At 35.7% G+C, this 13,663-nt stretch carries 10 protein-coding genes; 3 read left to right on the top strand and 7 right to left on the bottom strand.

Features of this window, described 5'->3' with window-relative positions; genetic code table 11:
- Nucleotides 1–22 precede the first annotated feature (22 nt).
- Nucleotides 23–2,398 carry an SLBB domain-containing protein gene (locus DTQ70_RS03105; protein ID WP_164489833.1) on the bottom strand — a complete coding sequence of 792 codons (2,376 nt, stop codon included), beginning with the start codon at nt 2,396–2,398 and terminating at the stop codon, nt 23–25.
- A 269-nt stretch (nt 2,399–2,667) separates the two neighbouring features.
- Here DTQ70_RS03105 and DTQ70_RS03110 point away from each other — a divergent pair, with 269 nt between their 5' ends.
- Nucleotides 2,668–3,780: a glycosyltransferase family 4 protein gene (locus DTQ70_RS03110; protein WP_122929455.1), complete on the top strand. Its 1,113-nt coding sequence runs from the start codon at nt 2,668–2,670 to the stop codon at nt 3,778–3,780.
- On the opposite strand, the gene DTQ70_RS03115 is transcribed toward DTQ70_RS03110, so the two are convergent.
- The 6 genes from DTQ70_RS03115 to DTQ70_RS03140 form a co-directional block, all read right to left on the bottom strand.
- On the bottom strand, nt 3,777–4,832 hold the full coding sequence (locus tag DTQ70_RS03115; RefSeq protein WP_122929456.1) for a glycosyltransferase: 1,056 nt from the start codon (nt 4,830–4,832) through the stop codon (nt 3,777–3,779). The genes DTQ70_RS03110 and DTQ70_RS03115 overlap by 4 nt on opposite strands.
- Complete coding sequence (locus tag DTQ70_RS03120; RefSeq protein WP_164489834.1) at nt 4,801–6,174, bottom strand: hypothetical protein; 1,374 nt, start codon at nt 6,172–6,174, stop codon at nt 4,801–4,803. The genes DTQ70_RS03115 and DTQ70_RS03120 overlap by 32 nt, the downstream gene beginning before the upstream one ends.
- A gap of 17 nt (nt 6,175–6,191) precedes the next feature.
- Entirely contained in the window at nt 6,192–7,268 is a 1,077-nt protein-coding gene (locus DTQ70_RS03125) for a glycosyltransferase family 4 protein (RefSeq protein WP_122929458.1), read from the bottom strand.
- A gap of 27 nt (nt 7,269–7,295) precedes the next feature.
- Nucleotides 7,296–8,156 (bottom strand): FkbM family methyltransferase, encoded by an 861-nt coding sequence (locus DTQ70_RS03130; RefSeq protein WP_122929459.1) that lies wholly within the window; start codon nt 8,154–8,156, stop codon nt 7,296–7,298.
- Between the two features lie 15 nt (nt 8,157–8,171).
- Nucleotides 8,172–9,515, bottom strand: coding sequence for a lipopolysaccharide biosynthesis protein (locus DTQ70_RS03135; RefSeq protein ID WP_122929460.1), 1,344 nt, complete (start codon nt 9,513–9,515; stop codon nt 8,172–8,174).
- Nucleotides 9,516–9,657: 142 nt separating this feature from the next.
- Complete coding sequence (locus tag DTQ70_RS03140; protein ID WP_164489835.1) at nt 9,658–11,073, bottom strand: hypothetical protein; 1,416 nt, start codon at nt 11,071–11,073, stop codon at nt 9,658–9,660.
- 265 nt (nt 11,074–11,338) lie between these two features.
- On the opposite strand from DTQ70_RS03140, the gene DTQ70_RS03145 reads away from it, so the two are divergent.
- Together DTQ70_RS03145 and DTQ70_RS03150 are read left to right on the top strand one after the other, a co-directional pair.
- Nucleotides 11,339–12,427, top strand: a complete 1,089-nt coding sequence (locus tag DTQ70_RS03145; protein WP_164489836.1) for a T9SS type A sorting domain-containing protein — start codon at nt 11,339–11,341, stop codon at nt 12,425–12,427.
- Nucleotides 12,428–12,554: 127 nt separating this feature from the next.
- Nucleotides 12,555–13,640, top strand: coding sequence for a complex I subunit 1 family protein (locus DTQ70_RS03150; RefSeq protein ID WP_122929463.1), 1,086 nt, complete (start codon nt 12,555–12,557; stop codon nt 13,638–13,640).
- Nucleotides 13,641–13,663 lie beyond the last annotated feature (23 nt).

The following is a 13,663-nucleotide window of genomic DNA, read 5'->3' on the forward strand; positions in this document are numbered from 1 at the left end:
GAAACGGTTTAACTTAGCCCTTTTAATTTCGCAGAATAGTTGCCAAAGCGATAATTAGCGTACTTGTAAATGACAAGATTACTGGAGCTGTAATGTCCGATTTTTTGTTGTCAACAGGCTGGAAAGGTACATAAATAGTAGATCCAGGTTCTACTTTAGGGTAAATTCTAAAAAATAGAAATCTACGTGTACGTTGGGTGAATCCGTTGGCATAAGTAATAAAACCGCGGCCTCTTTGGGCTAATTCTTGATACCCCCCAGCTTGTGAAAGATAATCTCTGAAGTCATACCCTTTTGTAAAGTTAATGGAAGAAGGGTTAAGAACCGCCCCTCCAATACTTACGATTTCAGAGCGTTTTGGAACAATCAGCGTATCTCCGTCTTCGAGTGTAATATTTCCTTCTACAGAGGGGTTATTCATAATTTGAGCGATATCAATCCCGATTCGAGCCCCTTTGCGTTGAAATAATGCTCCTGGAAGATAACCAGTGGCTTTTATTCCTCCCGTCCGTTCGAGAAGATTGGAAATTTTTTCATCCGTATTGACAATAGCATACGTACCAGGGTAATTAACTTCTCCCATCACGTGTACACTTCGTTGCTCTTCATAATTAGGAGCTTTTCGGATATACACAATATCGAACGGTTGCAATTTGAATTTGGAGTCTTCGGGAGATAAATTCAGCTTGGGGTCAATATCTAATCGTATAATTTCAACCTTATATACTCGGTCTGAGCTTAATTCTTTTACCCGCCGTGCGATTTCAATACGGGAACCAATAGCCCCCTCAGTAAATCCACCTCCAATTAGTACTAAATCTGCTACTGTCATTCCTTCTGCGTAAGGAGCATCTCCTTCACTATTGGCTTCTCCTAAAAGGGTTACAAAAGCTTCTTCACGTAGCTCTTTGATGGTTTTGATGACAATACTATCTTGGCGTTGTAACTCAATATCAGGAATTTCTCCTTTTAGTACCTTGTTAATATCAACAGAAACTACTTGTGGTTCTCCGTTCTCTTTTTCACGAAAAATAACAGCTCGGTTTTTAAAAGCATTTTCTTTGAGCCCATCCGCTTTTTTTAGGAGTTGCCCAAACGTTTTGGTTTCTGGAGTAAGGGCATAATCGCCAGGGCGAAATACGGCTCCTTGAATTTGAACGCGATTTTGATAACGATCGAGAAGAATTTTTCCCACTTCAATTCTATCGCCATTTTGAAGTTTAAAGTTTTTTAGGTCACTTTGAGGAATGTTTAAAACTTCGATTTCACGATCAGTCGGCCTACGACCTGTCACGTAGGCTCTGTAAGCCATACTTGTAAAGCCGCCAGAAAATTGAAGTAATTGTTCAAGAGATTCGTTTTCTTTAATTTCGTAGATTGCAGGGCGTTTAATTTCACCATCCAATTCAATTCGATTGGTAAAAAACGGGACTTGAATAATGTCTTGGTCTTGCAATAAAATATTGTCAGCCTGCTCGCCTGTTAACAAAAATTGATAAAGATCAATCGTTCGGACTACTTTGTTGTTTCTTAAAACTCGGATATTTCGATAAGTCCCCATGCTATCTGGTCCGCCACATAGATACAAGGCATTGAAAGCGGTTGCCAAAGAAGAAACGGTATAGGAGCCAGGCTTTACAACTTCACCGATAATACTCACTCGAATGCTTCGAATATTGCCCAAGTTTACAACGGCATAAGTGCCTCCCCCCGAATTTAAACCCGAATAAGCTTGACGTAGGCGAGAGACAAGACGTTCCTTCGCCTCTTCAATAGTCAGTCCACTAACATATACGGGTGCGAGATTTAAAACTTTTACTGTACCTTCTGGACTAACTTTTAAACGATAACTGTCAGAGGCATTGCCAAAAATATCTATAACAAGTTCGTCATCAGGGCCAAGTTGGTAGTTCTTGGGAGTGGCGATACGTAAGTTGGGTTCAAATGTAAGGTCAGTGCTTTGAAAAAGTTTACTACCAAAAATTTCAAGCTTTTTTGGCTTAACTTGCTTCAAAGTATCTTCATCTTCCTTTTTCTTTTTAAGGATTTCTCGTTTACTCAAATCACCTAATTGTTTTCTACCATTAACTTTGTTAGTTGAGTCTGAAAGGTCTCTTTTATCAGTTAGAGATTTTTTGTTCTGAACCTCTGAAATTCGCTGCCGCATTCGTGCAATATCGGAGAGGGTATAGCCACGTTCAAGGGCAGCTTGTTCAATTTGCATTTCAGACAGGCCGCTTGCTTGCGCTTTTTTGTAAAATTCTAAGACTTGGTCGTCTGAGAGTTGATTAACACTGGTCGAAGTCGATTTTTGACTTTGAGCAAGAAGGGAAAAACCAGTGAAGAGAAGGCAAATAGAGAGTAGCCAAATCCTCTCAGTCACTTTCATTAAATACATATTAACTTGTAGTTTGGACATTCATCTCAGGAAGAAGAATAGGGAAAACTTCCGAGGTTCAAAATTAGACAAGTCTTGGCGGATTGCCAAACATCTACACAAGATTTTGGATTTTGCCAAGTTGTAAAAACAATATCATACGCTATTTTTGGGGGAAAATAGGTTATTACCAAGCATTTTTACAGTCTAAAAATATGACAGAGCAAGTAGGGTAAAAATTTGCGAACTGTATTTTTTAATTGAAAAGCTTTCAAAAGTTGAAATAAAATATGAGAATTATACAAGTAATCACTCTTGGTAATGAGCTATATGGAGCACAAAGGCATGTACTCGATTTGAGTGAAAGCCTTAAAGCTCAAGGTCATGAAGTGATACTTCTTCTGGGTACTTCAGGGAAGACTGAAAATGCAGCGCGTTCTATTGGATTGCAAACCTACATACTTAACCATCTTAAAAGGCCAATTCAACCTATACATGATATATTGGGGATTATTGAACTAATAAAGCTTTTCAAAGAGCTTAAGCCAGATATTGTGGCTTCTCATTCTAGCAAAGCTGGTATCTTAGTGAGAATTGCAGCTTGGTGGTTAGGAATTCCAAACACATTTACAGTCCATGGTTGGTCTTTTGCTGAAGGAAGTGCCTTTTTGTCAAGAAAGTTTTTTCAAGTAATTGAAAAAATGATTGGTTGGATTTCGTGCAAAGTAATAGTAATTGCAGAGTCAGATCGCCAGTATGCACTTCAATTGGGAATACTTAAGTCGTCTCAAATGAAATTGATTTATCACGGGATACGCCTTCCAAAAGTTGATGATAACTTATTGTTGAAAAAAAATGACAAATTTACGATGGTGATGGCGGCGCGATTTCAGGCCCAAAAGGACCATGAAACACTTATTGCTGCTCTAGTACCGTTGAAAAAGAGCCCATGGCAGCTTTTTTTGTTAGGTGATGGGGAGTTAATGACAGATATAAAGAATAAAGTTAAAGAAGAGGGGCTCAATGATAAAATCTATTTTGAAGGGGCAGTCGATAACGTTTCAGATTATTTGACAAGGGCCGATGTTTTTTTGTTAATCACAAATTGGGAAGGGCTACCTATATCTATTTTAGAAGCGATGTCATACAGTCTCCCCGTTATTGCTTCTAACGTAGCGGGAGTTAAGGAAGAGATTGAACATTTTACTAATGGTATTTTAGTACCTAGGAAAGGTGTAAAAGAAGTTACGGATGCGATTAATTTATTATATAGTGATGAAGAGCTAAGAAGAGGTATGGGGAAAAAATCGAAAGAGATATTTGATCAAAAATTTCGGATCGATGTAATGACAAAAGAAACATTACAGTTGTATGAAGAACTAAAAAATGAAAATCTTTTTTAACTACTAATCAATTTTGAGTAAAAATTTTCATAATCTTTTAGTGTGATAGCTAAATTAAACTTTGAGTCAAAGAGTTGCTTTGAAGCTAAAGAAAGATGGGGGTGGTTTTGAAGCGTATTTTTTATGGCTTGAGCAATGTCAGCGAGTGAGTTGTGTACTAGCGAACCATTATTTGAAATTAATTCATTACAACCACCTACATCACTTAAGATTAATGGAAGCCCACAAGACATGGCTTCAATGGCAGACATAGGCATACCTTCGCTGTCGGAAATTAAGCAAAAAACCTTGTATTGATTAAAATCAGCAAAACCAGGTTTTTCCCCCACAAATCGAATATTTGTTGATTGATTTGAGGCAGCCAAGCTTTGCAATTCCAAGAATAGAGGGCCATCGCCAATAATGTCAAGGGTATATTCCGGCAAAAGAAACATCGCTTGAATGAGGAGATCTACCCTTTTAGGAGAACTTAGTCGGCAAACAGTTACCACATCAGCTTGATAATTTATATATTCAACTTTAGGAGGTAGGATAGAATTAGGAATTACTTTGAGCTTTGATGGGTGGATTTTGATTATTTCTATTGCTTTTAATCTGTCAGTGTCAGAAATACATAAAATTGAGCTTGAAATATAACTTAGTATGCGTTCAGAAAAATTAAAAAAAGATTTTAATTTTCCCCCGTTGTAAATAGAAGACCACCCATGCGATACGTAAATAACTTTCGTATGGGTTAGTAAACCTGCAATTCTTCCATAAACTCCAGCATTTGCAGAATTAGCAATTATCAAATCAGGATTCACCTTCAAAATGAATTTAACAAGCACTAAGAGGTAGTAAAAACTATAAAATTTTTCAAGTTTTTCATTAACAAGTAAGTCTGATTCATTAACAAACGGTTGAACGGTTTCTGTCAGCCACCCTTCTTTATTGGTGGCTAGTAAACACTGCCATTTACCAGTACTACTAAGTGCTTGAATTTGCTCAGAAACAAACTTTTGTGCACCTCCCGTTTCGCTCTTAGTTATAATAAATAACACTGTTTTCTTCATTGCTTTTCATCGGTTTGAGGTATCCTTCATAATAGATTAAGCAAAGTCCAATCACAAAAAACATTTCACCAGGTAGCTTATACCGTATTAAAGTACCAAAGTTAAAGGAACTAATGCTAATACCAATAAGAAAAAGTGTAGAGAAAATTAAACAAAAGAGAATATTGGGAGATTTGAATATTGTCCGTAGAAATTTTAAAATTCCAATTTTATATATTAAATATACGATTATGGTAAATAAAATGACACCTTCAATTGAACTAAGTAAATTAATCGGCTTTCTTATTTCCCATATAAATGGCCTAAAAAGAGCAGTAATTAAACCCTCTGGAATAATTTTAAGCATACCAAAGATAGTTGGCTCAAAATCACTGAGTTTGTAGCTAAATCCATTCATTGATTCACTTAATTCATAAACTTGATTCCCATATGTTAATGCCTCTTCAATAATTGTATTTACCGCAAATGAGCTCATAAAATTACCAACTCCTAATAAGCTTCCTGTAAAAAATAAAAATAAAATAGTTGATAATGTGTAGAGAATTGTTTTTTTTGGAACTACATTGTAATATTTATAAAAGCCTACAAGTAACTTCCAAGTTAATAATGATGGGAATATACAGAAAAAAATATAACTTTTAATTGAAAAAATAAGATAGGAACCGAATATAATAGCAAAAATGTATTTTATTGACTTTTTTCGCTCAATTATAAAATAGTAAAATCCCCAAAATAATAGCCCTAAGCCTGTTAAGTATAAGGATTCTTTAGAAATTCCATTTCCCCAAATAATCGTATTTGGTAGTAAGAGAACAGTAATATATAAAAATTGTTGAATGTCAGGATAAATACGCCTGTAAATACTGTATATTAGCCATAGTGAGCTATAAGCAAATGTGGTTAAAATTAATGAAAGTGACAAGTAACTTCCAAAAGTGAAAATAAGTCCTAATGAGACTATTTTTATTACAAAGTAGTTTGATGTATTTTCAAATAAAAGTAAATCTGGTAACATTGAATAAAAATAATAACTTTTCTGAGAAAGATAAGATATGTTTTTTGAAAAATATATCTCAAAAAAAGCATTTGGATGTGCTAAAAAGTATTTTTGTAGTTGTTTTCCGTAACTGAAATAATTAAAAGTATCTCCCCATCCGTAGTAAAAATAAAATAGGGAAAAAAACAATAAAGTCCCAATAAACCAACAGAATAATCCGTTTTCATAAAGTTTAAAATCACTACCTAAAAATTGCCTAATATGTTTTCTAAAAATTACATATAGTAAAATATAAATAGATAGTGAAAAAGAATCAGCAATCCCGATAATTGGGTAATTTGGCATGTGTTTTTAATCTATAATTATACAAAATTTGCATTACGTATATCTTGAACATATTCTAATAACTGCTGTGTTTTTTGTTCCCACAATAAACCCTGTTGCTTGTTTTTTAAAGATTCTTGCATAGAAATATACATTTCACTATTTGATAATAAAGTGGATATTGCTTTTTTTAATTCCTCTTTATTAGGGTTAATGAAATAACATTCACTAGAATTGAGCTGTTCAGATATGCCTCCTACATTAGTACAAATAATAGGTTTTTCGGCTAATATAGCGAGAAGTACAACCCCTGATTGAGATGCTTCAAGATAAGGTAGTACGATTATGTCAGCGCCATTTAAAAGGTCAGACATTTCCTCTTCTGCTAGATATTTTTCAATAAGTTTAATTTTAGGATTTTCTTCTGGTAAGATAACTTTGTAAATGGGCATACCAGCTATTGTGAGTGAATCATATGCATTATCTGGTAACTCGTTTACAGCCTCAATCAACAATTCGACTCCTTTGTACTTTGAAATTCGACCTAGAAATAAAATGTTTTTTCCCTTGATGCCTCTTGAAGTTTTTATGTTAGGAAGCGGCAATAGTCCCTGAGCTATGATTTTGTATGGGGCTTTTAAGTTGAATCTACTGTAAGCAGTTTGTCTAACATATTCAGTTAAAAACAACAAATGGCTAGTAAAAACCATCGAATATTTTAGACTCAATTGTAAGAGAAAATTTTCTTCTCCTGGGTGCAAAACTGCATCATGAATCGTCAAAATGGTTTTATTTCCTAAAGCTCTCCAAACTAAAATTATTAATGTGTTCCAAGGATGAACGGTCGGGAAATAAATTATATCATATGATTTTCTTAAAGTTGTTAACTTTAAAAGTAATAAAGGTAATACAAAAATTGTATTAATAATAAAAGTTAAAGACGATTGATAAGTCTTAGTTTTAAAAATAATGTTCGGAACTTTGTAGTCTGTTTCAGAATACTTTGAACATATTAAATCAAACTCATTACCACTTAAATGAGCAATCATGTTTTTTGTATGCTCCTCAAGTGCTTTTCTTCCTAATGAAACAACTAGTATTTTTCTTTTAGACATTATTAAAGGGCTCTACTTTAATTATTCTTAGTTTGTAGCGTGAATGTCACACCATAATACATTTATACCTCTATTGTGCATTTGCTGTCCAAAAGAAATAATAATCTGTTTAGCTTCATCAAAATCCACCCATTCTCCTGCAAGGGATTCCCCAAACGGCCCAGAGCAATCACTAAAGTAGCCCTTGTTGAGTGCTGGTTTGAAACTAAAACAAGTCCAAATTCTATTCAACCTGTTTTTAATTCTTGAGATGAGACTACCATTTTGGAAGAATACATTTCTCTGGAGCATTTGACGTGATAATACTCTTAAAGAAGCTTGCTCTACAATTTTGAATTTTGAGTAACCTAACGTTTTTAATTTTTCTAAAATTAAAAACCAAATTGGGTATAATTGATCAATATTAGTAATTTCTTCACTTACTTGACCGCCATCTATGGATACATTATTTAATTCTGCGGATATAAATTGAGGACGATTATCTGAACCGATAAGCGAATCCAGTGCAATATAATCATATCCCTCAATATCTATTTTACAATAGTAGGGAGTGCCAAATTCTTCAAATAAACTTGATAAAGTACGTGTTCTTATGTCTATCTTTGTTACTTCTCCTTTCCTCTCCGCCATAATCTTTTGCAATGAACTTCTTTCACTACCTGTTTGGCTTATGTAAAATGGGACAATACCACTATCGGTATTTGCAACTGCAACATTCAGTAATGTAAGTTTATTTTCTTTTATATACCTAGAAAACTGACCATTTATTAAGTTGGTCAAATTTGGGTTAGCTTCGATAGCAACTACTTTATAGCCTTTACTTAAATAAAGTTTGGTATCATACCCTAGATGTAAACCAACATCATACACGAGTTTATTATTAATCATGCTTAAATAAAATGTTTATTTTTTAAAATCGAAATGGAAAAAATTTTCAAGTTTTTCATCGATTAAAACAAAAACCTGATAAAAAATCGTTAGTGTCATGAAAATGTCAATCACAAGAAGCCCTAATGAAACAGATGTTAATTTTAGGTTTTCTATTGATAATATTATTATAGTATAGCCCAGAAAACTAGCTAATATAAAATGGTAAGCAAGTTTTATATGATTGTTACTTCCTACTAGAACCGCGCTACTTGCATGCCAAATTGACTGTAAAAGCAGAGCTACTAAACACACTATAAAAAAAGGTGTATCAATGATTAGGGAATTATTTTGTAGCAACATTTTAATAACAAAATCAGAAAAAAAGAAGATAAATAAAGTTGCAACAATTGCTAAAATAAAAGTAAGCCTCAGAGCAACTCGGTGCATTTGTCTAGCTAATTCTAAGTTTTTTGATTCAATTAAACGTGCATATTCAGGATAAAGAGGTAATGTAATTAAATAGGGAACTTGTTTTGCTGCTCTAATAATCGTAATTATGGCATAGTATTGCGGTACGTAGGAATTGCCTAGTAAATTACTTACAAGTATAACTGGCCCATTGTAGTATAATAAATATCCTAAATTCAGAAACATATTTGCAAAGGCAGGCTTAATAATAGCTCTTATTGTGCTAATTTGAATAGAATTAACATCTAATTTTATCCAATGAAACCTTTTTTTTACGTCATAAATTATAAAAATAAAAATAAAAATTCGAAATAAAATAAGTAACGCAGATGTTAATATAACTTTTCCTCCAAGATTTAACGAAATTAAAATTGCAATAAAATCAAATAACTTTGCAAAAGTATCAATGTTTTTTTGCCTTGTAAATTGAAGCGATGCAGAATAAATCCCACTTAATAAACTGCTTTGAATATAGATAAATAAGTAGTTTGACAATAGAGAAAGGAATATATATAATTCATTTTTACTAATGTGCTTAATGTTGCTTTTTTGAAAAAATAATATTATAAAAAAGATTATTAAGAAGAAAATAAGAGAAAAGAAAGTTGATATAATCCAGCCATTAATAAACCACTTGCTCGCTTCTTCGGTTTTTTTCGATTCAATAAATGAGGCAATTTTATTGCTAAGTGTGGCACTTACCCCAACATCTCCCATTGTTAAATATTGACAGTAGGAGTAAATTAAAATCCATTCTGCATAATACATCTCTCCCCAAAAAGATATAAAAATGCCAATGGAAAAAAATTGATTTGCTAGTGAAGTAAGTTGATTTATAAAAGTTGCACCTACGCCACTAAAAAATCGTTTTAAAAATGACGCATTTTTGAAGGAAGTAACTTGTAGCAAAATATCTCTTGATTTTATTCTTATTAAAATGCAAAGTTACGAATAATGTTTAATAATTTGAAATGAACAGATGTTCGTTGAAGCTTAAATAAAAATGCCCAATCAAACCATGGTTTGATTGGGCATTTTTATTTAAGCTTCTTTATTTATTGTCAATCTTTTGAATAAGTGCTTTATTCTCGGATTGTAGGGCCTTAACTTGTTTATTAAGCTCAATTACATACAGAGTCAATTCTTCAATTTTCTCCATTAATTTTGCTGAAGTTTTAGAAACATCTAGACCTTTGTTGGCCATTTCATCAGCAGATGGAACGTTTGGTAGGTGATTATTTGCCTTAATAAATGTTTCTACCTCTTCCAAAGGGGCAAGTTTATAATCAGGAGCAAAAACATAATCAGCCCAATCAGATGAATTACGAAGAGCTACTTTGAGCTTTTCTGTTAGAATTCCATCTTGTACATACAAACGATATGCACCGGCAGTGAAACTACTTGGTAAGCCTAGGCCACCAGCGCCCGCACCTGCAGGTGCTGTATCAAAGTCGCCAATTGCTAGATAACCAGTAGTTGTAGGAGTAGGTGAGCCAGGAGCGGCTTTCACGTTAAACTTAACCCATGGAGCTGTGGCATGAAAGCTACCTTTTATAAGCGGATTGCTTGTGCCAGTGTTAGAAATGTATAGTGTGTTGCTACCTGTTTCGCTTTGTCCAGCATTGAATCCTAGAAATAGGTTTCCAGAACCCGTGTTGGCCTGACCTGCATAAGAACCAATTGCAACGTTACTATTTCCATTCGTTGAAAAAAGAGCCCCTGCTCCAATCGCAACGTTGCCAATACCGCTATTATCATTACCAGATAGTGAAAAAAGGGTGTTTTCACCAATTGCCATGTTTTGATAACCGTTTGCGTTAGAAGTCATCGCTTGATTACCAATGGCTACGTTACCAAACCCAGCATTGTTTGATAGTAGGGTATTTGTACCGATAGCCAAGTTGTTATTACCGCTTTGATTATTTTTTAAGGCATTAGCGCCTAGAGCAACATTCCCAAATGAAGAATTTGTGGAATACTGTAGTGCACCATTGCCTAACGCGGTGTTATTAACTCCGTTGTTATTTGCGCCAGCTGAATTACCAAAAAATGTGTTTGAAGCACCAATTCGGCCACCTTGAATATTATTACGTTTGAAAACAACATCAAAATCATTCGTACTTCCAATGAAGTCTGTTCCGTCAATGACGTTTCCTTGTTTGTCCCACGCTCCTACTGAACTAGTCTCTCCTAGACGTGCGCTGGTAGGTAACCAAGTCGTACCATTGTATAGATAGGTGCCAATCGCTTTGTCGGTTTGAAATACAATCAAACCTGCTACTGGGTTTTTAATGGCGTCACGTTGAGACTGAGTCATACGAGGTAACAAAAGACCTTTAGTGGTTGAACTCAAGTCAAGGATAGCTGATGGGTCTGGACTTTTTGTACCAATACCAACATTTCCCGATTGCTGGGCCAAAGCTCCCAATGAGCCCATCGCCAATGCTAGAGTAAGCAGTCTTTTCATATAATGTTTGCAGTTAATTGGATAGATTTCTGTTTTTCGAGACGAAAGTTAGAACATTGTGAGCTAATTAAAAAGGTGTTTGCACAAAAATTATCTAACGGTACTTTTTGTGCCCTATATAATTGGTAATTTTGATTAAAATCTTAGGATAATTTTCTTTCTAGAAATGACCGTTAGATAATTTTTGGCAAACTCTGTAGGTAACCTCAAAAATCTAACTTATTTTTGGCTAATTGATGTATCAGTTAAACGCTTGAAACCGATTATGAAAAGATTTTCTATAGCAGTTGCAGGATGCTTGGTGACGTTGGCGGCACAGGCACAGATGGTTTCGTCAACAGATGTCACCGTCACATCTGGGGTGATAATGACAGTCAACGAGGAACTAACCAATACGGGTACGTTTCAACTTGAGGGTGATTTGCACCTTCGTAAAGGGGTGATGAACCAAGGGCAGATGGTTCTTAATGGCCAAGTCGTACTTAATGGAAACGGTACTCAGTCGCTTCAAAGTATGACCCCACTTCAGATGAACGCGCTTGTATTAGGTCAAACTGGCAAAGTTCTTTTGAAAAGTCCGCTGCAGGTGAACAATCAGTTGGTACTTGGAGATGGTATTTTAGAAAACTCTGAGTCGGCGCTATTGATGTTAGGCTCGACTGCAAAAGTGCTTGGCGGCTCAAACAATTCCCATATAAAAGGATATATGGTTAAACAAGGTGCTGAGGCGTTTCGTTTTCCTGTTGGTGACGGAAGTCGCCTGCAAGCTTTTTCAATTTCTAAACCAGCATCATACGAAGAAATTCAAGTAGGATATGTTCGCCAACGTCCAGAACGTTTATCAACAAAGCTCTCATCAGAAGTAGAGGAGTTGGGTAGTGATAGTTATTGGTCGGTTAAAAATGCAAATGAAACCAATGTTCAAGTAACTGTACCAGCCGATGATAGCCGTTTGCAGTTGTTGCAGATGAAGAACAATCAGTGGGCTTTGAATCCTAGCACACTTTCTACAAATGCAGTTTCTTCGGAAGCCGTTTTGAAAGGCACAAGCTATTTTACTGTAGGTACCCAGCGGACTGAGTTGGCTGGCAAACCAGAAGTTGGCGTTTTTCCAAACCCTAGCAATGGTGTGTTTGAGGTAAAATTGAAAGGTTTTGGTGCAGACGAGACAGTTGCCTTGGACATCGTTGATATTACTGGTAAAACCATTGTAAAACAAGAAGGCCAAGTGAAAAGCCTGAAAACCAACTATTCATTGGATAAAGATGCCGCAGGTACTGGTAATTATTTCTTGCGCGTTGTAAGACCTGAAAAAAATCAAGTATTTAACGAGAAAGTTTCCATCAATCGCTAAGTAGATACTTTTGTGAAATTTTGTTGAAAGGGCTTCATACGTAACAGGTATGAAGCCCTTTTTTATGATAATCTCCCACTAGCGTGGTATTTTTCGTTAGTTTTGGGGCAAAATTTTGTGATTACCCATGCCCCTGACACTTCCCATTTTTTTAATCATGGCCCTTTCCTCGGTAGTAGTAGGGGTCTATTTAGAACGTAAAATATCAGCATTTATCCAAGACCGCATGGGGCCTATGGAGGTAGGGAAGTGGGGCTTGTTGCAGCTTATCGCTGACTTGATGAAGCTCCTTCAAAAAGAAGATATTGTTCCTGCTGCTGCTGATCGTAAGCTGTTTTTGTTGGCTCCTTTAGTGATATTTACGGCTATTTTTGCAGGATATGCGGTGCTGCCTCTAACCCCTGACTTGCAAGGGTCACGGACTGCCATTGGCCTTTTCTTTCTTATGACTATCATTTCGGTGGATGTGATTGGTATCTTAATGGCAGGGTGGGGGTCAAATAATAAATTTGCTCTCTTTGGGGCGATGCGTTCTGTAGCGCAAATTGTCTCTTACGAAATCCCGCTTGGTTTGGTTATTTTATGTGTAGTCATGACTGCACAAACGCTCGATTTACAGGCGATTAGCTACCAGCAAGGTGTGTATTCCGACGAGTCTGTTTATTTGTTTGGGCTGAAATCTTTAGGAATTGATATTTCTCAAGTTGGGGGTTTTTTAAGTTGGAATATTTTTCGTAACCCGTTTCTATTTTTAGCGTATATCGTTTTTTTTATCACCACATTGGCTGAATGTAATCGAGCGCCTTTTGATATACCAGAAGGAGAGTCTGAGCTAGTTGGTGGTTTTCATACGGAGTATTCGGGGATGCGCTGGGCATTGCTGTTTTTGTCTGAATATGCCATGATGCTCTTGGTATCGCTTTTGGGGGCAATTTTGTTTTTAGGTAGTTGGAATACTCCTTTACCCAATATTGGACCAGTACGACTGGCAGACTGGACAAGCGGAGCACCTGGAACTATTTGGGGGAATTTAACAGCGGGGTTTTGGTTGATACTTAAAGCTGGTTTTGCGATTTTACTGCAAATGTGGGTACGCTGGACGTTTCCCCGATTACGTGTCGATCAGCTTATGTTTTTGTGTTGGAAGGTGTTAACTCCCGTCGCGCTTGTGCTCTTCTTTATTTGTGGCGTATGGCGCCTAATGATGGTGTAGTGGTGTTGGCTGCTCGCAACCAA

This window comes from Runella sp. SP2, assembly GCF_003711225.1.
Lineage (GTDB): Bacteria > Bacteroidota > Bacteroidia > Cytophagales > Spirosomataceae > Runella.

Bases quoted from the DNA above. Each gene is read 5' to 3' on its own strand.
- DTQ70_RS03150 (WP_122929463.1), top strand. From the start codon at position 12,555: ATGCCCCTGACACTTCCCATTTTTTTAATCATGGCCCTTTCCTCGGTA.
- DTQ70_RS03145 (WP_164489836.1), top strand. From the start codon at position 11,339: ATGAAAAGATTTTCTATAGCAGTTGCAGGATGCTTGGTGACGTTGGCG.
- DTQ70_RS03120 (WP_164489834.1), bottom strand. From the start codon at position 6,174: ATGCCAAATTACCCAATTATCGGGATTGCTGATTCTTTTTCACTATCT.
- DTQ70_RS03130 (WP_122929459.1), bottom strand. From the start codon at position 8,156: ATGATTAATAATAAACTCGTGTATGATGTTGGTTTACATCTAGGGTAT.
- DTQ70_RS03140 (WP_164489835.1), bottom strand. From the start codon at position 11,073: ATGAAAAGACTGCTTACTCTAGCATTGGCGATGGGCTCATTGGGAGCT.
- DTQ70_RS03110 (WP_122929455.1), top strand. From the start codon at position 2,668: ATGAGAATTATACAAGTAATCACTCTTGGTAATGAGCTATATGGAGCA.
- DTQ70_RS03115 (WP_122929456.1), bottom strand. From the start codon at position 4,832: ATGAAGAAAACAGTGTTATTTATTATAACTAAGAGCGAAACGGGAGGT.
- DTQ70_RS03105 (WP_164489833.1), bottom strand. From the start codon at position 2,398: ATGTATTTAATGAAAGTGACTGAGAGGATTTGGCTACTCTCTATTTGC.
- DTQ70_RS03125 (WP_122929458.1), bottom strand. From the start codon at position 7,268: ATGTCTAAAAGAAAAATACTAGTTGTTTCATTAGGAAGAAAAGCACTT.